The sequence below is a fragment of the Sphingobium sp. BS19 genome (assembly GCF_027925545.1).
Classification (GTDB): domain Bacteria; phylum Pseudomonadota; class Alphaproteobacteria; order Sphingomonadales; family Sphingomonadaceae; genus Sphingobium.
In genome coordinates, this window is record NZ_BSEF01000009.1 from 24,708 (window position 1) to 47,611 (window position 22,904).

Below are 22,904 nucleotides of genomic sequence, written 5' to 3' on the forward strand. Positions count from 1 at the left end.
ATTTGTCATGAGGTCAGCGCAGGACCGGGACGTCCCACAGGTTCAGGGGCACACCGATCCCCCGCTCGATCGCATTTCGGTAGATGACCGTACCCCATGCAACATCTTCGACCGGCATGCCGCCGACCGACATGATGATGATTTCATCATCGTTCTTTCGACCAGGCGCTTCGCCAGCGACAATTTTTCCGAGATCCTCAAGCTGCTCCTTGGTCATTTTACCTTCGGCGATCATATCTAGGAAGCGTACGCCAATTAGCGGGACGTGGACGTGCGCAGGCTTGGGCAGTTCCTCGAACCAGCATTCGTATAGACCGGTGTTGTCCACGACCTTTCTAATGTCGCCATGTTCCATAGCTTCGTCCATCTGGCAGCTCGCGGGCATGACCAGGAAGGCGCCGGGCTTCACCCACTCGCGCTTTACTATTGGATATTTGGATGGATCACCGGTCTCGCCCGAGTTGCAATAGGTGACAATGTCTGCGCCGCGAACGACGGCCTCCACCGTATCCACTACTTCGACATTTACGATCTGAGGAAAGGTTTCGCCTAGCCAGGACAGAAAACTATCGAGGCTTGCTTTGCCGCGAGCCTTGATTTTGATCGTATCTATTTGGGGGCAGACGGCCATGAGTGCCATCAGCGTTGTCTTTCCCATGACGCCGGGTCCCACAAGTCCGACGACTTTTGAATCCTTGCGAGCAAGATGGCGTGCCCCGACCCCAGGTATGGCACCCGTACGGTATGCCGACAGCAGGTTCGCGGACATGAAGGCCAAAGGTGCCGAGGTGTCTGCGTCGTTGAGGATGAATGTAAGAATCGACCGCGGCAGCCCCTTTTCACGGTTCGCGATATTGGAACCATACCATTTCATTCCCGCGGTGCGGAAGCGGCCGCCAAGATAGGCGGGCATCGCCATGAACCGGCGATCGGCTGTGGGTTTCGGCATGTCTGGAAAGGGCGAACTTTCCGGGAAGGTCACCATCGCGCCATGGGAGTCGCTGTTCGCTCCGGCCATGCGATAGTCGCCGTGGTAAAGGAGGCCAAACATCTCTTCCATGGTATCAACGCAAGCAGGCATGTCCGTGACGCCAGCCTTGATCATGTCGGGCTCGGACAAATAAATGAAATCGATTTTGGTCGAAGCGCTCATGGATTTTCCTTCTGCTATTGCCGACGCGTCGCAGTGGACCGCGCCCCCTTCACACTGCGGCCCGAACAGGCAGAGCGTCGATTTCCGACATCAACTACCGTGACAGAACCGTTGCCAGTCGGTGCATTACCATTATCGGGGGTGACTCTTACAATTGCGTCTCGCGTCAAAGATTCGATAATTTGCGCCACCAGCCTGAGCCCCGGTCAAGGATCTCACCGAACCCGCTGCTGATTACAGATATATGTAGTGGATTGCCTTCTTGGCACATGACAACCAACAGCGACCTGAATTTCGCATTTCGCATTTCGCCTATTCGGCAGGAAAGGAAATAGTCCCGGCGCTGCTTGCACAGTATCATGGCACGGGGAGCGGCAAATTAGGCACTCTGTGTCGCGACACGGCATGCCGGGATCGAAAGAATGCTGAAAAACGCATGACTTAGGAATTATCGTGATGACGAAAACCGGCTTCTATACCGATGAGTGGACCTTCTGGCACTCAGTGGGTCTGCAAGCCTTGTTTTTGCCCGTTGGGGGCTATGTGCAGCCACCAAGCGGTGTCGCTGGCGCTGACACGCCTGACGCCAAGCGGCGGCTACTATCTCTCTTGAAAACTTCAGGGGTTCTGGATCGTCTCTCAGTCGATAAGGGGAGCCCCGTCGATAACTCCGATCTCGTCCGCGTTCATACCCAGCGCTATATTGATGAGTTCAAGAAGGTCAGCGCTGAGGGCGGGGGCGATATAGGCGATTTCGCGCCGTTCAGCGCTGGGGGATTTGATATTGCTTGCATTTCCGCAGGTCTTGCTAAGGCGGCCGTGGCAGATGTGATGAGTGGGAAGGTCTCCCGCGCCTATGCGCTTTGTCGTCCCGCCGGTCATCATTGCCTCGCGGACCGCTCCATGGGATTTTGCGTGCTGGCTAATATTCCGATCGCGGTTGAAGCGGCTCGGGCCGATTTTGATTTGGGGCGTGTCGCCATAGTTGATTGGGACGTTCATCATGGCAATGGCACCCAGTCGATTTACTATGATCGCGATGATACGCTTACCATTTCTATCCATCAGGAGAACTGCTTCCCACCGGGCTACAGCGGCATTGCTGATCGTGGTGAAGGTGCGGGCGAGGGCGCGAACATCAATATTTCGCTTCCCCCTGGCGCGGGTGATGCCGCTTATATCGCTTCAATCGATCGCATCGTGCTACCCGCCTTGGAGCGCTTTCAACCTGACCTGATCGTCATTGCAAGCGGGCTAGATGCGGGTGCTGCAGATCCTATGGCGAGGATGTTGGTTCACAGCGAAACATTCCGCGTAATGACACAGCGAATGGTGGACGCCGCGGATCAGCTATGCGGCGGGCGGCTCGTTGTTGTGCATGAAGGCGGTTATTCAGAAGCAAGCGTGCCATTTCTTGGTTTGGCCATTGTTGAAGCTCTCAGCGGAGAAACGAGTGACGTCGTCGACCCTACCTTGGCAATCTTCCAGGCGCAGCAGCCTGGGCCGCAAACGACCGCTTTTCAGATCGAATGGGTTGAAGGTCTGGCGCGAACGTTCGCTGCATAGGACGTTAGCCTTCCTGGACCGGCGAAGACATGGCGGGCCATCAGTTTTAGGGAATTCTCGTCGACGTACTTCCGCTTGGGGGAGCGGCTCTGGCGGTCGGGCGGCATGTCGGCCTCAGGCAAATGGCGCTTGCGTCTAAAGCAGCGGCATTGCGAACAGAGCTGCCTGGAAATGGCGCCCGGGAGAATGTCAGCCGAAGGCCAAGTCTGATGGTCGATGGATCGATGGCTGCCATTTAGCGCAGGCTACGGCCGCGATTGCAGGCGAGGTTTGTATATCGCGCTTGGTGCGCAGTGACCCAATAGTGTCGTTAAAGCAGCCGTGTACATATGCTCGTGTCGAAAATAATAGTTGACTATTCAAGTTATGGGGATGAATGTGGGCGGGGAAGAGCGGCATTAGAGCCGAGGCATGCAAATGCGCTTTCGGGAGACTAAAATGATAATTACATCTCAGGCAGAGATGTCGGCAGAGGCAGTAAAAGCCCAGTCGTTCGAACGGCTCTTGGATGCCGTTCGCAAGAACCGCACTCAATTTTCGCGTGACCAACAAATTAGCGCTGAAGTCGTCCAGTTGATGCGTGAGGCAGGTTTTTACCGCGCCTTGGTGACCAAGCGATTGGGCGGTGACGAATTGTCGCCCATGGCCTTCCTGCGCATGGTGGAACGTTTGTCTGAAGTCGATGGCTCGGCTGGCTGGGTCGCCAGCTTCGGCTTTTCCGCCGTCTATCTGTCGGCGCTTCCAGTTGCGACACTCCAGCAAATCTATGCTGACGGACCTGATGTCGTCTTTGCAGGCGGCATTTTTCCGCCGCAAAAGGCGGCCGTCGTTGAAGGTGGTTTAGAGGTTTCCGGTCGCTGGTCTTGGGGCAGCGGTTCCACCGGTGCCGACATTATAGGCGTCGGCATTAAGGTTGAAGGCGATGCCAGTGGCGGCCTGCCTCTGATTGCGGTCATGCCTGCTTCGAAAGTGCAGATCGAACCAAATTGGGATGTGATCGGGATGAAAGGAACCGGCAGCCACGACATGGTGGTCGATCGCGTGGTCGTGTCCAGGGATTGGACCTTCATTCGCGGTGGTAAATCCAGCCTCGACGAACCCCTTTGTCAATATCCGACGATGGCTCTTGCGGCGCAAGTGCTGGCCGTGGTGGCGCTCGGCACCGCTCGCGGTGCGATCGACGTGCTAAGCGATATGGCGGGCGCGCGGGGATCTATAACGGGTGCTGCGAACTTTGCTGAGCGCCCCTATTTTCAGACCGATATTGCCAAGGCAGAGGCGCTTCTTCGTTCAGCCCGTGCTTTCTTTTACGAAATCACAGAAGAAGCTTATACCACTTTACTGGCGGGGGACGAACTCACTGCGCGGCAGCGTGCGTTGCTGCGCCTGGCGTCGACTAACGCCGCGCGCACCGGAGCTGATGTCGCACTTGCGGTATACCGCCTGAGCGGCACCACTGGTATTGTCCATGACCATATGATTGCACGCCACATGCAGGATGCGATGGTCGTGCCGCAGCATGCTTTCCTGGCGGACGGTACCTGGCAGAACGCTGGGCGCGTCCTGCTCGGTATGGAATCGCCTCCAGGTTTCCCCTGATTACATAAGAGGATTTTCAAGCTATGTCGCAAAAGCCAAAGCTACGCGTATTGTTCTGCGGTGCGGTCCTTCAGAATTTCTTTGATTTGCCGAGTGGCGAGATCGGAAAAGTCTGGGCCGCCACAGGAGAGATGCTCAAAGGTATTCGCGATCTGCCTGGTGTCGAGATTCTCGGCACCATTGATGACGATCAGACGATGGTCGGTACCTCGCCTAATGGCTGGCCCTGGACTTTCTACATTCTCGCCGACGTACCTGATCGTGATACCGTCGTTGCCGCCTGCAATCTGTTCCGCACGATAGAGATCGGCGAGCACCGCTTGTGGCGCTACATTCGCGTGGAGGCCCGCATTGGGCGTGAGTTGGTGATTCCCGAATGAGTGCCGACGTCGCACTGGTAACGGGCGGCGCGAGCGGGGTGGGGCTTGCCATCGCGCATGCGCTTCACGCGGCCGGCTTTCGTGTGGCGATCGGCGATATCGACGAGGCTGGTGCGAGAAGAGCGGCCGAGGCAATTGACCCAAGTGGCGATTCGGCCATTGGTTTGCCTCTCGATGTAAGGCAGGAATCGGCCTTCGCCGCTGCGCGCGACGCCTTGCTTGCGCGTTGGGGTTCGGTCGAAGCCCTCGTCAATAATGCGGCAGCCACGGCGGCAAAACCGGTGTTGGACATTACCCCCGAAGAGTTCGACGCAGTAATCGCAGTCAATCTTCGGGGAACGTTCATTGGCAGCCAAGTCTTTGGCCGCCTCTTCAAAGCGCGGGGCTATGGCCGCATGGTCAATCTCGCTTCTCTGGCCGGGCAAAATGGTGGAACGGCAACGGGCGCACACTATGCCGCTTCGAAAGGCGGTATCATTACGCTAACCAAAGTGTTCGCTCGCGATCTGGCGCCATTTGGCGTCACGGCCAACGCCATCGCGCCGGGGCCGCTCGACACACCAATGGTCCATGAGACCATCTCGCCTGACAGAATGGAGCAGTTCAAGGCGAACGTACCTGTTGGCACCCTCGGCGACCCTGCTTTCGTAGGATCGATGGTGACGCGGCTCTGTGCAAGAGATGCAGGCTTCATCACAGGTGCGACCATCGACATCAATGGCGGTCTCTACATGCGTTGACAATTGCCCCATCGAAGAAACTGCTTCGAGGGATCACGTTAAAAATAAGGGGGAAATGGATATGGTTCAGGTTAAGGGAATTATCCGCAGCGTGCTTTTCGGGGCGACAATGCTTGCCGGAATGCCGACGATTGCAGCCGCGCAGGACGCCGTTTCGCAGGGGGGCGCCGCAACAAATGCCTCGTCAGATGGCTTGGGCGATCTGGTCGTGACCGCGCAGAAACGCGAGCAGAACATCCAAAAAGTCAGCCTTGCGATCAGTGCATTGGGTCGCGATGGCTTGGCCGACCTCGGTCGTCAGGACATATCTGCGATTGCTGCAAAGCTGCCGAGCCTGCAGATCCTCGCCTACAGCCCAACGCTCACAGTGTTCAACATCCGTGGCGTCTCGCAAAATGATTTTGCCGATACTCAGGAGGCACCGATCGCCTTCTATAACGACGAAGTCTATGTCAGTGCGCTTGGCGCTATTGCCGGGCAGACATTCGATCTTGAGCGTGTTGAAATGTTGCGCGGTCCACAAGGTACATTGTTCGGTCGCAACGCTACGGGCGGACTTGTTCAGATCGTCTCGGCAAAGCCAACCCGTGCGCTTTCAGGCTTCCTGACGGTCACCGGCGGCAGCTATGGGCAGATCGCAACGGAGGGCGCGATCAGTGGTCCTATCAGCGATGGCTTGCGCGCTCGCTTGTCTTTCACGACGGAGCATCGCGACGGCTATATCAAGAATAGCACAGGCAAGGACATCGGAAATTCCCGCTTCTACGCCGGTCGTTTCCAGCTTGCCGGTGATGTCGGAGAGACAGGGTCGTTCAACCTGAAGATTCAGGGCATGCGTAACGACAAGGAACGAAATGGCGGTCTGTACAGCCACCGTAGCGCCGTCGCGAATGCCGACGGTCTTGGCGAATATGTCGGCCCGAACGATAATCCGTTTGGTACTTGCAACGGTTGCGACATGTTCGGATACGCTCAGGCAGGATCGGACCCCTATCGGGTCGCGTTCGACGGCCCCAACAGCTTCAGTCGTACGTTTTGGAGCGGGACGCTTCGCTATGAGCAGGATTTGGGAGGCGTCACGCTCACGTCGATCAGCGACTATCAATATTTGAAAAAGCTCTACGGAGAAGATGGGGACATGTCGCCGCAGTCCATTTTCCGTTACTTTACCGCACAGAACCTTGATCAATATTCGCAGGAGCTTCGGCTCTCCGGGAATAGCGACAGATTGAACTGGGTGGTCGGTGGCTATGCGATCAAAATCATCAGTGACAACGACTACAATACTGACCTTTCCGCGATCGGGTTGGACGAGGTCTATGGTGGCCGACTCAAGACGACTTCACTTGCGGCATTCGGTCAGCTTGAATATTCGGTCAGTGACCAGTTCACCCTCGTCGGCGGGCTGCGCTATTCAGCCGACCGCAAGACACTCGATTTTACCCACATGGAAAATGGCGTCGTCGATTTCACCTTCAATCGCGCAAGCGTTGGCAAGATGGCACGGCAGAGCTTCAATGACTATTCGGGCAAGGTCGGTATCAACTTTACCCCGAATGACGACACGCTGATCTACGCAAGCGTTAATCGCGGTATCAAGGGCGGTGGCTTTGGTACCCCGGCCTTCAACCCGGTCGATCTTAGCACTATTCCTTTCAAGGAAGAGGTGCTGACCGATTATGAAGGCGGTGTGAAGCTGACCTTGGGGCGCACAACGCACCTTAATCTTGCAGCGTTCTATTATGACTATCAGGATTACCAGGCTTTTGAATTGATTGGGATTGCCTTGGCCGTTCGGAACAAGGATGCCACGATCAAGGGGCTGGAGCTTGAGTTCAACACGCGTCCAGTTGACGGTCTGTACCTGTCCGCCTTCGCTACTTATCTCGACAGCAAGGTGAAGGGCGTGTCGCTACCGTCGGGCCGCGTCGCCGACACTCGCATGCCGCAGGCACCCAAGCTTAGCGTCGGCGGACTGATCCGTTACGAGGCATCCGTAGGCGATGGCACCTTAGCGCTTCAGACGGACTGGAAATATGATAGCGCGCAATATTTCTCGACCTTCAACGCGCCCGTCGATCGCCAACCAGGCCGCGTCGTCGGCAATGCGCGGGTGAGCTATGCCTTTGACGATCGCAAGTGGGAACTGGCAGGCTTTGTGTCGAACCTGACCAACAAAGAGTATAGGCTGTATAATCTCGACCTGTCGGGTCCGTTCGGTTTCACGCAGCAGACCTACGCTCGACCACGCTGGTTCGGCGCAAGCATCACGCGGCGTCTTTAAAAGGCGGACTAGGAAAAAAAGGGGCGGCCATTGGCCGCCCCTTTTTCGTTTGCAAGATCCGGCTCTCAGCCGTCGTTCTCCACGAGCTTGTCAAAATAGGTCATGCCAACGTTCGCAATGAGCGATCCGCCATCTACGGCCAGCACCGCACCATTAACGAAAGACGAGGCGGGGGAGAGTAGCCAGGCAATGGCCTCGGCAGCCTCGGCGGAACTGCCGGCACGTCGCGCCGGTACATGCTCGCTGACCTTTGCATAGGCGCCTTCAAGATCGTCGGCGATATGCATCGTCTCCATCTCCTCATCACCCATTTCGGTGCGGATCCAGCCCGGTGCAACAATGTTTGCTCGAAGGCCGTCGCGGGCATGCTCATATGCGAGTGCCTGCGTCATCAGCTGAAGCCCAGCCTTAGAGGCCGAATAGGCCGCAAGACCAGGCCCGGTCTGGACGCTACCAACCGAAGTAATCGCAACGACTGCACCCTTGCTTGCGAGAAGATGAGGCAACGCCGCTTGCGTCATGACGAAGGGGCCGGTGAGGTTAATCCCTATTTGCTGGTTCCAGGAGTCCAGGCTCATTTCGCTGAAGGTCGCATTGATGAGGATGCCCGCGTTAAGCACAAGGCCATCCAGTCGACCGAACCGCTCAATGACTTGTTTGACCAATAGAATCGACGCTGTGGGATCGCCAACATCGGTCGTAAAGACGGCTGCGCCCGTTTCGGCTGCCACGATATCCAGCGGCTCTCGGCGACGTCCGCAAATCACGACCTGCCAATCGCGAGACAGCCTGCGCGCCGCTGCTGCTCCGATACCGCTACCGCCACCGGTCACTATGACTACTGGCTTTTCAGATACAACGGCCTCGCTCATTTGCGTCTCCTTGCAGTGGAATTGGGTTTGCTAAAAAATATCCATCGACGGCAAAATATTGCAATTTAGTTGAATATGCCAGTTTTAATTGGACTGGAGTACAAATTGTTATATGGTTGTGCGTGACGATAGCTCGGGAGGCCGGTGTGCATTGGAGCGATAATATCCCGCTTACGGGCGGCACGTCTTCGACGCTGCTGCTAAGGCGTATTTGCGGTTGCCCTGAGCGGGGCCGCTATACTTTTTTGGAGCGCTGCTGGTCACACGCTAGGGCGGTTTCGCCATTGCGTCGCAATACAGTGGCCTTGCTGGATTTGCATTACCCGCCCGCCGCCATCGTGTTTCGGCGTCCAGTGAAAGGATCGTAAATGTCTTCCGATGAAGCGCTGCTCGAGCGCCGCTACCATGTGCTAGGCCGCAATGCCCCGTTGTTCTACGAACGACCTGTCCATCTTGTGAGCGGAAAAGGCGTGTGGGTTACCGATGCCGATGGTCGCGAATATCTCGATGTCTATAACAATGTTCCCCATGTGGGACATTGCCACCCACACGTGGTCGAGGCCATCGCGAAACAGGCAGCGACGCTTAATGTCCATAGCCGATATTTGCATGAAACGGTGGTCGCTTACGCCGAGCGCCTGACGGCGACCTTTGATTCCAGCCTGTCGAGTGCCGTCTTCACGTGTTCCGGCACCGAAGCAAACGAACTCGCGTTGCGCATGGCGCGCTACCGCACCGGCGGGGAGGGCATCATCGTCAGCGATTTCAGCTATCATGGCAATTCACAGACTTTGGCAGCTGTGACGACTTGCTTTCCCGTGCCTGAAGCCTTTCCCCGGTTTGCGCGCAAGGTTGCCATTCCAGATCCTTATCGCGACCGGCACGACCGCAGCGACGAGGAACTGTCCAATCATTTTGCCGCTCAGGTGGATGCAGCGGTTAAATCGCTCCAGGCCGACGGTATCAAAATTGCCGCGCTGCTGATCGATACGGTATTTGCCAATGAAGGCCTGCACGATCCGGTTCCTGGTTATGTCGCCAAGGCTGTTGAGATTGTCCGGGCAGCCGGGGGGCTGTTCATATCCGACGAAGTGCAGGCGGGATTTGGCCGGACGGGTGACGCGATGTGGGGCCATCAACTGAGTGGCGTGGTGCCCGACATCGCTACGTTGGGAAAGCCGATGGGCAATGGCCATCCGATTGCTGGTCTGGTCGGTCCGACCGACCTCATTGATAGCTTCGGACTCGCTGCGACCTATTTCAACACGTTCGGCGGTAATCCGGTCTCGGCTGCGGCCGCGTCCGCCATGTTGGACGTGCTGGAGCGCGAGCATCTGCTGGAAAATGCCCGTAACGTCGGGGCATATGTCAAGACAGGGCTTAGAGCGCTCGCCGACAAACATTCGATCGTGGGAAATGTGCGTGGCCGCGGACTATTTTTCGGGCTTGATCTGGTTAAGGGGGATGCTGATCGGTCTCCGGCGACAGCGGAGACGAAGCGGGTCATGAACTTGATGCGGGAGAATGGTGTGCTGATCAGTCGTATTGGCCGCCATGACAATATCCTGAAGATGCGCCCACCTATGGTGTTCGCCAAGGAGCATGCCGACCGGCTACTCGCCACGCTCGACGACGCTCTCGCTTCGATTTGACGGGGACGATAATGACCGACTTCTATTCCCTTGGCGAGGACGACCAAGCTGTTCGTCTGGCAGAACTTGCCCGCATCGCGCTAGCCCGATGGCCGGGCGAATATGATAACCTTAGCCTAATCAAATATCGCGAGAATGCAGTGTTTTCGGCCCATCGCAACGATGGCGAGCGGGTCGCGGTACGTGTTCACAGGCACGCTTATCATAGTGACAGGGCGCTACGGTCCGAACTTCTATGGATGCAGTCGCTTGCCGAGGGTGGGATCGCGGTGCCGCCCATCCTACCCAGCCTGGACGGGCATGTCTTTGAAACGGTGTCTGCCCCCGGCGTACCTGAACCGCGGCAGATCGATGTGCTTGGCTGGTTGCCGGGCACACCGGCTGGCACGTCTGAGGAAGGGCTAAACCTCGACGAAGGTGGCGCTGAGCGGCTGTTCTTCGATGCGGGTGTCCTCGCGGCAATGATGCACGATCATGTCGGGATGGTAGAATTCGGTGAGGATTTCGAGCGCCATGCCTGGGATGCCGAAGGATTGATCGGCCCCGATCCCTTCTGGGGTCGTTTCATGGAGTTGGAGCTACTGAGCAGTGAGGAGCGCGCCCTGCTCGCCGAGGCGCGTGCGCAAGCCGCGCTGGACCTCGCGGCTTTCGGTCAGGGTTCGCATAATTATGGATTGATTCATGCCGATTTCGTCCCCGAAAATCTCTTGATTGAGGATGGCAGGCTGAAATTGATCGACTTCGACGATGGCGGTTTTGGCTGGCATATGTTCGATCTTGCTACGGCCCTCTATTTTAACCTAGACCATCCGGCCTACACCGTCATGGAGCGTGCACTGTTCGAGGGCTATCGCACTGTGCGAGAACTGCCTGAGGATCATGAGGCAACGCTGCCATTATTTATGTTCCTTCGTAGCACAACCTACTTGGGTTGGGTGCAGACGCGCCCCGAAACACAAACAGCGCGCGAGCTTGGGCCGTTTCTCGTTGAGCGCTGTTGCCTGGTTGCGGAGCGTTATCTTAGTCAAAAAGCAACTGCTGGCCGAACTGGATAATGAGCGCTCTCGTGATGGAAGGGGCTACTCGTGCTACGCAAGCGCGCGGTCGCGTGCGGAGGGAATCCTTGCTCGCTGCCGCCCGTGAGCTGCTGGCCGTGCATGACAGTAGCCAGATCACGCTGGCAGACATTGCTGCGCATGCTGCTGTACCAAAAAGCTCCGCGTATCATTTCTATAAGGACGCCCTGGGCCTTTATGTAGAGTTGGTTGCGTTGCTCGACGCCGAATTACAGGAGTTGATTAAGCACCCGCTGCCACATCTAGACAACTGGGAGATGGCAATGGCTGTGATTATCGATCGTGCAGCGGCGTTCTTTGATAATAATCCTGCAGCCCAACAACTGATGCTATCGTCGCAGACGCCACCGCTTATCAAACGATCTAGTCGCCAAGCCGACATGGATACCAGCAGATTGATCGAAGCGCTGATCGATACGCAGTTCATCCTCCCCGTAATTCCTGATCGCAGCCGCATATTTTTTCACGCGGTGGAGGCGGCAGACCTGATGTTCGGTCTCTCACTTTTGGAATGCGGTCGCTTGGAGGACAATATGGTTGAGGAAGCAAAGCGGATGAGTTGCGCTTATTTGGCGCTATACCTCCCCAAGTATATGCCGCACCGGACATAGCCGATGTCAGTTAGGCGACTGTCCTTGGGTTTCTAGCTGCTCCAATTCTGTGTCCGCAACTGTGCAGGTGGTGTCCCAAAGCGGCGCTTGAACAGTCGGGCAAAATGACTGCTGTCGTTGAAACCGGCAGCATAGGCGATCTGGCAGACTGATCGATGCGGGGATGTCGGGTCCATGAGCCATCGCTGGGCCAGTTCGAGACGCAGGTTGGCTAGCCAGCGGTGCGGCGTTGTGCGGCTTTCGGCGAACAGGCGATACAGGCTGCGGCGTGACAAACCGAATTTCTGGCCTAGCATTTCTACATCGAAGTCAGGGTCGCTGACCTGCGGCATGGCCCATTCGCGCATGCGCGCTATCTGTTCGCTTGCGCGTGTACGACGGCCTTCCTCGGGACCGTACCTATTGAGGGCGTTCTCTAAAAGCGACATCGTTACGGACATTGCAACGGCATCGTCGCCATAATCCTCGTCCCCATCCGAGTGTAGCGTCTGCAGGATGGCAGAGAGCATACGGGTCGAGCCGCGTTTCCCGGCGACATGATGGCCATAGAGCGTGTCTGCGTTCGGCCGCATACTCGAAAGCATCTCACGGGGCAGCGCGAGCACCATCGACTGTGTACCCGTATCACCCACCTCAATGGTACAGGCCTCCCGCGAGTCCATAAGGACTAGATCTCCAGCGCAGAGTGACACACAGCGGCCATAATGGTGGACAGAGACATCACCAGACATAGACATAAGAATGAATGCTTGGTGCGTCCATGCGCCTGACAAGGCAGGGCGGATGCTCCGTACCCCTTGGGCACGAACACGAAAGCCCCGAAAAGGCCCCGCAGCAATAGGACTCATCCCGCCCCGCGCGCGAGGCGATGTGCCTATCGGCTCTATGTCGAAGACGCCATAGGCTTCACGCAACGACTGCTCGAACCGGTTTAAAGCTCCTGATCCCGACATGCCGGTCTATTCCCGTGCAACGTGGGCGGCCGCGATTCGCATCCACCCCTCCATGTCGATGTTCCCCTCGATTGCATTCCTTTTCAAGTATATTTGAATGATGTGCGCTGACTGTCTTAGAGAGTGGCGCGCTTTGGCATCCCAAGACGCTTTTTTGGCACGCGCAAGCGGGAACCTCATGACAAAGTGGTTTAGCTTAGCGCTTGCAGGGCGTGCAGCCGCCATAGTTTCATCGGGTCCAATCCCCGTGAACGAAAAAAAGGAGGGCCAACCTGCGTCCGATATCCAAAGGGGATCCATCGCCATGAAGAAATTTTCTGCCGTCCTATTATGCAGCGTAGCATTCGGAGTTGGAGCGCCGGCCTTCGCGCAGCAAGCTAGTGAAGCTGATGCCAATACCACTACCGAAATCGTGGTCACTGCGCAGAAGCGCGCCCAGTCAGTCCGTGATGTCGGCATTGCTATTACCGTTTTCGGCGCGGACGACCTTCGCCGCTCCCAGGCAACCGATGTGGGAGCGCTTGCGAGCCAGTTGACGGGCGTTGTCGCCACCACCAGCGTCAATTTGCCCGCTTTCACTGTACGCGGCATCGGCCTTAACGAATTTGCGTCGAACTTTGACTCGCCGGTCGCGATCCACGTGGATGAGGTCTACAAAAGCAAACCGTTCATGGCGACCGTGCCCTTCTTCGACATCCAACGGGTCGAGGCGTTGAAAGGACCACAAGGTACGCTGTTCGGTCGCAACACGACCGGCGGCTCTGTCAACTACTACACGCAAGAGCCCGAGTTCGAAACGAGCGGCGGGATGAACTTCAATGCCGACAATCATGGTCGTGCTCGTGTCGACGGGTTCGTCAACGCTGCACTAAGCGATGAAGTCGCGGTTCGAGCATCTTATCTGGTCGCGCAAGGCAGCGGCGGTCCTTACCGTAATTTGCTGACGGGAGCGGATTATGGCGCGCCTAACCAGATGGTTGGCCGCCTGCAGCTCAAGTGGCAGGGCGCAAACACGTCTGTGCGGCTGATGGGCTATGCGTTTCGCGATAAAAGTGAACTTACCCCATACAAAAGTCCTGGCATCTTCAATCCGGACGGCTCGCTTTGCCCCCAAGTATTCACCGGAGAAAACCGCAAGAACCGCGGCGCATGCTTGAAATACGGACCATTCGTGCCAGGACCGAACCCGCTTGGCCTGCGCGAAACGCAAAGCATTCGCGAGCTTTCCGCCGATAACCCGCAGGGCGCCAACAATAACGCCTATGGTGGCTATGCCCGCGTCGAGCATCAGGCGGGCCCTGTCACACTCACGTCTATCACGGCATTCGATTATTTCCAGCGGGACCAGACTGACGATCCTGACAATTCGCCTTACGCCACCGCTAACCAGAATTATTACGCCCGTATCAATCAGTTCTCGCAGGAGTTGCGCCTTTTCGCCAAGCTCGGTCGCCTGAACCTTTTGGTGGGCGGCTTTTACGAGCATGACTCCATCACGGACGTGACCAGCGCCGATCTTTCCCAGAACGCATTGCTTGGCCTGCCGCCGTTTGCGCCTCGCCTGGCCGCGACGTTCAAGCAAAAGGTCCGGTCTTTGGCGGCGTTCAGCAACGCGGAATATGCGCTAACCGACACGCTCAGCCTTATTGCCGGATTGCGCTACACCAGCGATAGGACTTCCATCGACGCGCAGACCTATCTGGGTGCAAACGATCCTACAGGACGCACGCACGTCGTCACGCCGGTGATCCCGGCGGATGCACTGGTCGATCGTCGAACCGACAACACCACGTCGTTTCGTGCGGGCATCAACTGGAAGCCCACACCGGACCAACTGGTTTACGCATCGATCTCGCGTGGGTTTCGCAGCGGGGGCTATAGCATTCCCTTCGGCGGTATAATTACCAGCTTCGATCCGGAAAGGCTGACGGCGTATGAGATCGGCTCCAAATCCCGTCTGCTAAATCGGATGCTCGATCTCAACGTTTCGGCGTTCTTTTATGATTATAAGGATCTGCAGACCAACGTCGACGATCCCTCATCGCCGCTTGTTCCGATCACCCGCAATATCGGTGGATCGCGCACCTATGGCGTTGAGGCTGATGTGACGCTTCGGCCTACGCCTACCTTCCTGATCAGGCTTGGCGGCAGCTATCTGGACTCCCGCTTTCGGAACACCGACGCTGTGATCACCACCTATGCCGGACCGATTTCGCTCGACGGCAAGCGTCCTGTCAACAATCCCAAGTGGTCAGGCCAGGGCATGGTGCAAAAGAGCTTTGAGATTGGCGCCGGTCGCGAACTGATCGCTAACACCGACTTCCGTTACGTGGGGAATCGCTTTCTCGAAGCGACAGGCCAAGTTTTTGATCGCGCACCGTCCTATTGGGTTCAGAACGCGCGGTTAACGCTTGCTAGCAAGGAGGGCGGCTGGGAAGTCTCCGCTTGGGGCAAGAATATCTGGAACAAGGAATATCTTACATATCTGAACAATGTGAGCTTTTTCCGCTTGGAGATTTACGGCGAGCCGTCGTCTTATGGTATCTCGGCTGCCTTCAAGTTCTGACTTTGGGCGAGCCTCCGGCGGAGGCTCGCTTTTTTGATCTTCCAAAATAATCTGTCTGACGCCGCAGTTGAGTGATCGCCGTAAAGAGCTATGAGCCTTTCCAGAATTAGGCAAAGGCTGCAGGAGAAGTTTGTGGAAGGCGGTGATTTCAATGCGCGGGAGTGGCCGTTCTTCTGGATCACCCAGACTGCTGGACAATATGTCCGCAAGGTTGAGCCTGCTTTGCGGGATATCGGTCTGGATATCCCGCGGTGGCGTGTGCTTATGTGTGTGGTGCCAGGCCAAGCCATCGGCGTGACCGAGATTGCCGAACTCGCGATCGCCAAGTTGCCAACGATGCTTAAGATTATCCAGCGCATGGAGGCTGATGGCCTTGTTGCCTGTGCGCCTCGCGCCAGTGATGGCCGTGTAACTGACGTGTCCCTAACGGAACGCGGTCTTGAGGCACGCTCCCGCGCCTGGGCTGTTGCTAAGGCGATCTACGAACGAGCTTTTGAGGAGGTTTCCGGCAGCGAAGAAGCGCGCCTGAACAAGCTGCTGGAGCGAATATACAGCAGCTTGCGCAGCTGACGCCGATCGCACCATGTGCGAACAATCCTTGGCTGGTGCATGCCTTGGAATAACGTCAGAGCATTGCCAGCCGAGGCTTCTTTCAGAACATCTCAACGTAATTATTTACCCCGTCATCAGGGGTGCGGCCATCATACCCTGCTCCAGTTCGACACAGAGACGTTCCAATAATCGGGTCAGCTCGGATTGATCGGCAAGCCGCCAGCTTACGATGATGGGCGAGATCGCATCGCGTTCTGCTATTGGTCGATAGACGACGTCGTCGCGGCGCAGGCGCTGCACTGCGGCTGGGACGATGGCGATCCCGGCGCCCGCTGCGACAAGTCCGAGCGCGGTCTGTAGTTCGCGAACTTCACGGGTTGAGCCAGGCTGAACCCCATGGTCCTCAAGCACTGCAAGCAGTTGGTCGGCATAGCTCGGTCGAGGCTCGTTAGGATAAAGGATTAGCATCTCGCCAGACACATGCGTGAGGCTAATCGGCTGACCGCCTTCGAGGCCTCGCGGGTGATTGGCGGGCAGGGCCATCAATAGCCGCTCGCGTGCAATCAGATGTCGCTGAATTGCGGGATCTTCGAACCGCAGCCGCCCGAATCCCGCATCGATGCGACCGGCTTTGAGAGCAGCGATCTGCACCACGGTGTTCATTTCCACTAGATCAACCTCGACCTGCGGCGCAGCCTCGCGAAAGCGACGAATGAGATCGGGCACCGGGCCATAGATTGTTGACCCGACAAATCCGATCACGAAGCGCTTTCCGCCACCTAACCGGTGCTGCTCGACAGCCACTTTGAGCAGCCGTGTTGCGTTCATTACCCGCTGAGCATGCTCTAGCAATAATCGTCCTGCGTCGCTCAACACGATCGGACGGCTTTGCCGGTCGAACAACTCGACGCCCAATTCTCTCTCCAACTCGCGGATTTGCCGGCTAAGCGGCGGCTGGGCGATGCCGAGTATCTCCGCAGCCCGTGTAAAATTACCTTCCTGCGCGACAGCAAGAAAGTACCGCAAGTGTCGTAGCTCCATGACTATACCTATAGAGTATGGTGTAGGACCCATCAAGTCTTGGCTTTGGCGCATATCGCGCGGTACTGTCGAGATAACACAAGTATGGAGAGCCCGATGATAGCCATCGAACGGGTAGAAACGATTCTCGTCGATGTGCCGACGATCCGCCCTCACGTCCTTGCAATGACGACGATGTACCGGCAAACCTTATGCTTGGTACGGGTGCATTGCGCCGATGGCGTGATCGGCATCGGGGAGGCGACCACCATTGGCGGACTTGCCTATGGCGAGGAAAGCCCGGAGGGCATCAAGCTTGCCATCGACACCTATTTCGCACCAGTCCTGTGTGCAAGCGATGCAGCTCGTCCGGGAAGCGTAATGGCGGCCTTGGCAAAGGCGATTGTTGGCAATCATTTTGCGAAATGTGCAATCGAGACGGCGCTTTTCGACGCACAGGGAAAGCGTACGGGTCTTGCTATCAGTGAATTGCTGGGCGGCCGTGTGCGTGACAGTTTGCCAGTGCTCTGGACGTTGGCCAGCGGGGACACCGCTCTCGACATAGCTGAAGCTGAGGCGATGATCGACAGCCGCCGGCACAATGCTTTTAAACTCAAGATCGGCAAGAAAGCGCTTGCTGACGACGTGGCCCATGTTGGCGCCATAAAGCGGGCGCTTGGCGATCGTGCCTCCATCCGCGTCGATGTGAACATGGCCTGGGATGAGACCACGGCGCTACGGGGCATGAAGATGTTGGCCGCTGTCGGTTGCGATCTCGTAGAGCAGCCCATTTCCCGCAATAATCGAGCCGGGATGGCGCGGCTGCGGGCTGCGGGGATCATACCGATCATGGCGGACGAAGCGTTGCACGGTCCGGTGGATGCCTACGATTTCTCTATCCGGGGTGCGGCAGATGTGTTCGCAGTGAAAATCGAGCAGTCCGGTGGCCTCGTCGCTGCCAAGGCAGTACAAACGATCGCAGATGCAGCCGGTGTTGCCCTTTACGGCGGCACAATGTTGGAAGCAGGCGTCGGAACGATTGCGTCGGCCCATGTCTTTGCCACTTTCGATACGCTGGCATTCGGCACCGAGCTATTCGGACCGCTGCTGCTTACTGAAGAAATCCTCGAGACGCCTCTCGTTTACGGAGATTTTGAACTCAAGGTGCCCGACGGCCCGGGCCTTGGCATTGCGCTAGATGAGCAGCGGATTGCTTTCCTCAGGCGAGATGCCGAGCCTCGGCCAACCATTAGCATCGCCAGCGCACAGAAAGGCTGAACATATGCTCTTCAAGGTGGAAATGGACGTGAACGTCCCACACGACTACGATGCTGACCGCTTTGCGCAGCTCAAGCAGGCAGAGAAAGATCGCTTCCAGGAACTCCAGCGCGCAGGCATTTGGCGCCATATCTGGCGCGTTGTGGGCCTCTATAGCAATGTCAGCATTTTCGACGTGGAGAGCAGTTCTGCGCTGCATGATATTCTGACCGGTTTGCCGCTCTATCCCTTCATGGATATCAAAGTGACAGCGCTTTGCCGGCATCCCTCGTCCGTCCATGACGACGACCGCTGAACCGACCACATACATTTAGGAGACGGATGATGCATGTAGATTTTATTCAAACCCAGCCTGTACAAGACCTTCTCGATCGCGCGAGCGGCACGTTGGTAGCGGGCGGCAGTCCCCGGCTGAAGGCGATCCTGCGCGACTGGCTTGCGTCCACCATGGAATTGATCGTCAAGCATGACATCGATGAAAGCGAGTTTTGGCAGGCAATCGCCTTTCTGCAGAATGGTGCTGGCGAACTGGGCCTTATCGTGCCTGGTGTCGGGCTTGAGCATTTTCTGGATCTGTACATGGATGCCAAGGATCGGGAGGCCGGTCGCGACGGCGGTACGCCGCGCACAATTGAAGGGCCACTTTACGTCGAAAATGCGCCTCTAGTCGAAAACGATGCCAACCTTACAAGCGATCCGGATGATACAGGAACCCTCTACATGACGGGCCGTGTCATGGGTCCGGACGGTGAGGCCGTTACGAACGCAGTCTTGCATGTCTGGCATGCCAATTCGAAAGGCTTTTACTCGCATTTCGATCCCACCGGGGAGCAGACGCCGTTCAACAACCGTCGGCGCATCAAGCTCGGCTCAGACGGTCATTACTCGTTCAACTCGAAGATGCCGAACGGCTACAGCGTGCCTCCCGCCGGCGCGACCGATCAGCTTATGTCGGCGCTTGGCCGCCATGGTAACCGACCGGCGCACGTTCACTTCTTCGTTGAGGCGCCCGGCTATCGGACGCTGACCACGCAGATCAACTTTGGGGACGATCCGTTCGCCGCCGACGACTTCGCCTTCGGTACGCGGGAAGGTTTGCTACCTGTTCCGAACCGTCAAGGGGATAGCGCCCATATAGCCTTCGACTTCACGCTTCAGCGGTCGGAAGTGGCCGATGAGGAAGGTTTCTCGCAACGCGTGCGAACGAGCGCCTGAGGAACCTGATCCGATGAGCAAAATCTATCCGAGCCCCGCCGCCGCCCTAGAGGGTCTGTTATTTGACGGGATGACAATCATGTCCGGAGGTTTCGGGCTCTCAGGCAATCCTGAGAGCCTCATCCCGGAGATCCGCCATGCGGGCGTTAAATCTCTGACGGTGATTTCGAACAATTGCGGCGCGGATAATTTTGGTCTGTGGATGCTGTTGGAGAGCCGCCAGATCCGAAAGATGATTTCATCCTATGTCGGTGAGAACAAGCTGTTCGAGCAGCTTTACCTCAGCGGAGAGTTGGAACTGGAGTTAAATCCACAAGGTACGCTCGCGGAGCGTATCCGCGCGGGCGGGGCTGGCATTCCCGCTTTTTACACGCGCACTGGCGTCGGCACGATAGTGGCCGACGGAAAGCCGGTCGAAGAGTTTGAGGGCGAAGCTTATGTCCGGGAAACTTGGCTCCGCGCGGATCTTTCCATTGTGAAGGCATGGCGCGCCGACAGCGCAGGGAATTTGATGTTCAGAAAGACTGCCCGAAACTTCAATCCGAACATGGCGACGGCGGGTCGCATTACCGTTGCCGAGGTTGAGGAGATCGTGCCTGATGGCAGCTTCGATCCCGATCATGTCCACACGCCTGGCATTTACGTCGATCGTATCGTGAAGAGCACGATCAACGAAAAGCGCATTGAAAAACTGACCACGCGCCAGAGGGAGGCGTAAGATGCCTTGGTCGCGTGAACAAATGGCGGCGCGGGCAGCGCTGGAATTGCGGGACGGCTATTATGTCAATCTGGGTATCGGCATTCCCACGCTGGTCGCGAACTATATCCCTGACGGTGTCAGCGTAACGCTTCAATCGGAAAACGGCATGCTCGGCATGGGGCCGTTCCCTTATGAGGGGGAGGCCGATCCCGACCTGATCAACGCGGGCAAGCAGACGATTACAGCGCTTCCCACCTCCAGCTTCTTCTCTTCGGCTGACAGCTTCGCGATGATCCGCGGCGGCCATATCGATTTGACGGTATTAGGGGCTATGGAGGTCGCGGCGAACGGCGACCTTGCCAACTGGACTATCCCGGGGGAGATGGTGAAGGGCATGGGCGGTGCCATGGATCTGGTGGCGGGTGTGAAGCGCGTCGTTGTCGTAATGACGCATGTTTCCAAGAACGGTACGCCGAAAATCTTGGAACGCTGCACGCTGCCGTTGACCGGGGCAGGCGTGGTCGATCTCATCATTACGGATCTGGGTGTGTTGGAAGTCGATCGGTCGTCGTCCATGCTCAGGCTGATCGACTTGGCTCCAGGCGTTGACGAGGAGGAGCTTCGTGCGAAAACTGGCGCGCCGATCATTGGAAGGACCTCTGTTGATGCCTGACGCCTTTATCTGCGATGCCATTCGTACGCCTATCGGGCGTTTTGGCGGCGGGCTTGCGAGCGTAAGGCCCGATGATCTTGCGGCTATGACGATCGCCGCATTAATGTCGCGGAACACGTCGCTGGACGCAGCGGCTATCGATGACGTCATCCTTGGATGTGCCAACCAGGCCGGCGAAGATAATCGCAATGTCGCCCGTATGGCTGCCTTGCTCGCCGGCCTGCCGGAAAGCGTCGGCGGATCGACGATCAATCGGCTTTGCGCGTCCGGCCTCGATGCGGTCGGCAGCGCCGCGCGTGCGATACGCGCTGGTGATGCGGAGATAATTGTCGCGGGCGGCGTTGAAAGCATGTCCCGCGCCCCGTTCGTAATTCCCAAGGCAGAGAGTGCCTTTTCACGCTCTGTTTCCATCGAGGACACAACAATCGGCTGGCGGTTTATCAATCCGCTGATGAAGGCAAAATATGGTGTCGATTCGATGCCCGAAACGGCCGAGAATGTAGCATCCGACTTCAACGTTTCACGAGACGATCAGGACGCATTTGCGTTACGCAGCCAACAGCGGGCGGCGGAATCTCTAAAGTCTGGTTTTTTTGCGGATGAAATCATGCCGGTCACGATCCATGGGCGCAAAGGCGATCTGATAGTCGAGCGAGACGAGCATCCCCGGTCCGAGACTTCGCTCGATGATCTTCGTCGCCTTAAACCGATTGTACGCCCCAACGGCACAGTCACGGCTGGCAACGCTTCGGGCGTAAACGACGGTGCGGCCGCTATGATAGTCGCAACCGAGGACGCGGCGCAACGATTTGGGTTTACGCCGAGAGCGCGGATAGTGGGGATGGCCAGCGCAGGAGTTGCCCCACGGGTGATGGGCATCGGCCCCATCCCTGCGGTCAATAAGCTGCTCGCACGCCTGGGTCTTACCATCGGCGCCTTTGACGCAATTGAGCTTAACGAAGCTTTCTCCAGCCAATCGCTAGCGGTCCTGCGTGGTTTGGGACTTCCCGACGACGCTGCTCATGTCAACGCAAAGGGAGGCGCAATTGCGCTTGGCCATCCCTTGGGTATGTCGGGCGCGCGTCTGGTGCAGACCGTTGTTCATCGCCTGGAAGTAGAAGGCGGTCGTTTAGGACTGGTGACCCTTTGCGTTGGGGTAGGGCAGGGGCTTGCCCTGGCGGTAGAGCGGATATGAGCGAGGGTATTGTCTCTACCGGCGATAATTGCCGGATTGCCTATCATATAGACGGCCCTGACGGGGCTCCCTTCCTTATTTTGTCAAACTCGCTTGGTACGGCGATGGCGATGTGGGAAGCGCAGATGTCCCATTTCGCTGCGCACTTTCGCGTTGTTCGGTACGATAGCCGAGGGCATGGTCGTTCCGATGCGCCTGCGGGAAGCTATTCGATCGATCGACTTGGCCGGGACGTGATCGAGCTGGCCGACGCGCTGGGGATTGACCGTTTTCATTTCTGCGGTCTCTCGAAGGGCGGCATGGTGGGGCAATGGCTCGGCTGGCGGGCGCCAGAACGGCTAGAGCGTCTGGTGCTTGCCAATACATCCGCTTACATGGGTCCGCCTGCAGGTTGGGACGAGCGCATCCGCTTGGTGCTTGCCGCGGGCATGGGCGCGATGACCGACGCAGTGCTGGAGCGGTGGTTCACGCCTGCCTTCAATGCCGAAGCTAGCGCGGCACTGGACGCTGTACGCATGATGCTGCTGGCTACGGAGCCGCAGGGTTATGCAGGCTGCTGCGCCGCTATCCGCGATATGGACCAGCGTCCCTTGCTACCATTGATCGACGTTCCTACGCTCGTCATCGCCGGGGATGCGGATCCCGCTACGCCAATCGAGCACGCCCAACTGCTTGCCACCGGCATACGGGGCGCGACGCTCCATATATTGACGGCAGCTCATCTGTCGAATGTTGAGCAGCCCGAGGCGTTCTCCAAGGCCGTCCTGGATTTCTGCGGCGTTGGCATAGTCCTTTGACGGGGGCGGCAGCCATTCCGCA

General features: G+C 57.4%; 21 protein-coding genes. 17 read left to right on the forward strand and 4 right to left on the reverse strand.

The features are described 5' to 3' along the window. Positions 1 to 13: 13 nt before the first annotated feature. Positions 14 to 1,153 carry a tyramine oxidase subunit B gene (locus QMG56_RS11750; protein WP_281822702.1) on the reverse strand — a complete coding sequence of 380 codons (1,140 nt, stop codon included), beginning with the start codon at positions 1,151 to 1,153 and terminating at the stop codon, positions 14 to 16. Positions 1,154 to 1,609: 456 nt separating this feature from the next. Between QMG56_RS11750 and QMG56_RS11755 the strand changes: the two genes are divergently transcribed. The 5 genes from QMG56_RS11755 (at position 1,610) to QMG56_RS11775 (ending at position 7,722) form a co-directional block, all read left to right on the forward strand. Beyond that, positions 1,610 to 2,719 (forward strand): class II histone deacetylase, encoded by a 1,110-nt coding sequence (locus QMG56_RS11755; RefSeq protein ID WP_230188381.1) that lies wholly within the window; start codon positions 1,610 to 1,612, stop codon positions 2,717 to 2,719. Positions 2,720 to 3,130: 411 nt separating this feature from the next. Continuing rightward, positions 3,131 to 4,318 (forward strand): acyl-CoA dehydrogenase family protein, encoded by a 1,188-nt coding sequence (locus QMG56_RS11760; RefSeq protein WP_281822703.1) that lies wholly within the window; start codon positions 3,131 to 3,133, stop codon positions 4,316 to 4,318. Positions 4,319 to 4,341: 23 nt separating this feature from the next. Beyond that, positions 4,342 to 4,698: a hypothetical protein gene (locus tag QMG56_RS11765; RefSeq protein ID WP_281822704.1), complete on the forward strand. Its 357-nt coding sequence runs from the start codon at positions 4,342 to 4,344 to the stop codon at positions 4,696 to 4,698. Beyond that, a complete protein-coding gene (locus QMG56_RS11770; protein ID WP_230188378.1) occupies positions 4,695 to 5,438 on the forward strand; it encodes an SDR family NAD(P)-dependent oxidoreductase in 744 nt (247 codons plus the stop codon). Before QMG56_RS11765 ends, QMG56_RS11770 begins: the two co-directional genes overlap by 4 nt. Positions 5,439 to 5,499: 61 nt before the next feature. Next, the gene (locus QMG56_RS11775; RefSeq protein ID WP_281822705.1) at positions 5,500 to 7,722 is read left to right on the forward strand and encodes a TonB-dependent receptor; all 2,223 of its coding nucleotides are present in this window, start codon (positions 5,500 to 5,502) and stop codon (positions 7,720 to 7,722) included. A 65-nt stretch (positions 7,723 to 7,787) separates the two neighbouring features. On the opposite strand, the gene QMG56_RS11780 is transcribed toward QMG56_RS11775, so the two are convergent. Beyond that, positions 7,788 to 8,594, reverse strand: coding sequence for an SDR family NAD(P)-dependent oxidoreductase (locus tag QMG56_RS11780; RefSeq protein ID WP_281822706.1), 807 nt, complete (start codon positions 8,592 to 8,594; stop codon positions 7,788 to 7,790). A gap of 368 nt (positions 8,595 to 8,962) precedes the next feature. Here QMG56_RS11780 and QMG56_RS11785 point away from each other — a divergent pair, with 368 nt between their 5' ends. Genes QMG56_RS11785 through QMG56_RS11795 form a run of 3 tightly spaced genes read left to right on the forward strand, consistent with a single transcriptional unit; the run spans position 8,963 to position 11,933 of the window. Further along, complete coding sequence (locus QMG56_RS11785) at positions 8,963 to 10,246, forward strand: aspartate aminotransferase family protein (RefSeq protein ID WP_281822707.1); 1,284 nt, start codon at positions 8,963 to 8,965, stop codon at positions 10,244 to 10,246. Between the two features lie 11 nt (positions 10,247 to 10,257). Continuing rightward, on the forward strand, positions 10,258 to 11,301 hold the full coding sequence (locus QMG56_RS11790) for a phosphotransferase enzyme family protein (RefSeq protein ID WP_281822708.1): 1,044 nt from the start codon (positions 10,258 to 10,260) through the stop codon (positions 11,299 to 11,301). Next, positions 11,301 to 11,933 (forward strand): TetR/AcrR family transcriptional regulator, encoded by a 633-nt coding sequence (locus QMG56_RS11795; protein ID WP_281822709.1) that lies wholly within the window; start codon positions 11,301 to 11,303, stop codon positions 11,931 to 11,933. Before QMG56_RS11790 ends, QMG56_RS11795 begins: the two co-directional genes overlap by 1 nt. A 32-nt stretch (positions 11,934 to 11,965) precedes the next feature. On the opposite strand, the gene QMG56_RS11800 is transcribed toward QMG56_RS11795, so the two are convergent. Further along, entirely contained in the window at positions 11,966 to 12,886 is a 921-nt protein-coding gene (locus QMG56_RS11800) for a helix-turn-helix domain-containing protein (RefSeq protein ID WP_281822710.1), read from the reverse strand. A gap of 304 nt (positions 12,887 to 13,190) precedes the next feature. Here QMG56_RS11800 and QMG56_RS11805 point away from each other — a divergent pair, with 304 nt between their 5' ends. Then, a complete protein-coding gene (locus QMG56_RS11805) occupies positions 13,191 to 15,452 on the forward strand; it encodes a TonB-dependent receptor (protein WP_281822711.1) in 2,262 nt (753 codons plus the stop codon). Between the two features lie 132 nt (positions 15,453 to 15,584). After that, the gene (locus tag QMG56_RS11810; RefSeq protein ID WP_281822712.1) at positions 15,585 to 16,022 is read left to right on the forward strand and encodes a MarR family winged helix-turn-helix transcriptional regulator; all 438 of its coding nucleotides are present in this window, start codon (positions 15,585 to 15,587) and stop codon (positions 16,020 to 16,022) included. Positions 16,023 to 16,127: 105 nt separating this feature from the next. Here the strand turns inward: QMG56_RS11810 and QMG56_RS11815 are convergent, their stop codons facing one another. Continuing rightward, positions 16,128 to 17,030 carry a LysR family transcriptional regulator gene (locus QMG56_RS11815; protein ID WP_281822713.1) on the reverse strand — a complete coding sequence of 301 codons (903 nt, stop codon included), beginning with the start codon at positions 17,028 to 17,030 and terminating at the stop codon, positions 16,128 to 16,130. 111 nt (positions 17,031 to 17,141) lie between these two features. Here QMG56_RS11815 and QMG56_RS11820 point away from each other — a divergent pair, with 111 nt between their 5' ends. Genes QMG56_RS11820 through pcaD form a run of 7 tightly spaced genes read left to right on the forward strand, consistent with a single transcriptional unit; the run spans position 17,142 to position 22,882 of the window. Further along, a complete protein-coding gene (locus QMG56_RS11820; protein WP_281822714.1) occupies positions 17,142 to 18,302 on the forward strand; it encodes a muconate/chloromuconate family cycloisomerase in 1,161 nt (386 codons plus the stop codon). Between the two features lie 4 nt (positions 18,303 to 18,306). Continuing rightward, positions 18,307 to 18,597 (forward strand): muconolactone Delta-isomerase, encoded by a 291-nt coding sequence (catC, locus tag QMG56_RS11825; RefSeq protein WP_230188368.1) that lies wholly within the window; start codon positions 18,307 to 18,309, stop codon positions 18,595 to 18,597. 29 nt (positions 18,598 to 18,626) lie between these two features. Further along, complete coding sequence (locus QMG56_RS11830; protein WP_230188422.1) at positions 18,627 to 19,517, forward strand: dioxygenase; 891 nt, start codon at positions 18,627 to 18,629, stop codon at positions 19,515 to 19,517. A 13-nt stretch (positions 19,518 to 19,530) separates the two neighbouring features. Next, entirely contained in the window at positions 19,531 to 20,235 is a 705-nt protein-coding gene (locus QMG56_RS11835; RefSeq protein ID WP_281822715.1) for a CoA transferase subunit A, read from the forward strand. A 1-nt stretch (position 20,236) separates the two neighbouring features. Further along, positions 20,237 to 20,890 carry a 3-oxoacid CoA-transferase subunit B gene (locus QMG56_RS11840; protein WP_281822716.1) on the forward strand — a complete coding sequence of 218 codons (654 nt, stop codon included), beginning with the start codon at positions 20,237 to 20,239 and terminating at the stop codon, positions 20,888 to 20,890. Beyond that, entirely contained in the window at positions 20,883 to 22,085 is a 1,203-nt protein-coding gene (gene pcaF, locus QMG56_RS11845; protein WP_281822717.1) for a 3-oxoadipyl-CoA thiolase, read from the forward strand. The genes QMG56_RS11840 and pcaF overlap by 8 nt, the downstream gene beginning before the upstream one ends. Then, positions 22,082 to 22,882 carry a 3-oxoadipate enol-lactonase gene (gene pcaD, locus QMG56_RS11850; RefSeq protein WP_281822718.1) on the forward strand — a complete coding sequence of 267 codons (801 nt, stop codon included), beginning with the start codon at positions 22,082 to 22,084 and terminating at the stop codon, positions 22,880 to 22,882. Before pcaF ends, pcaD begins: the two co-directional genes overlap by 4 nt. The last annotated feature ends 22 nt before the right edge of the window (positions 22,883 to 22,904 follow it).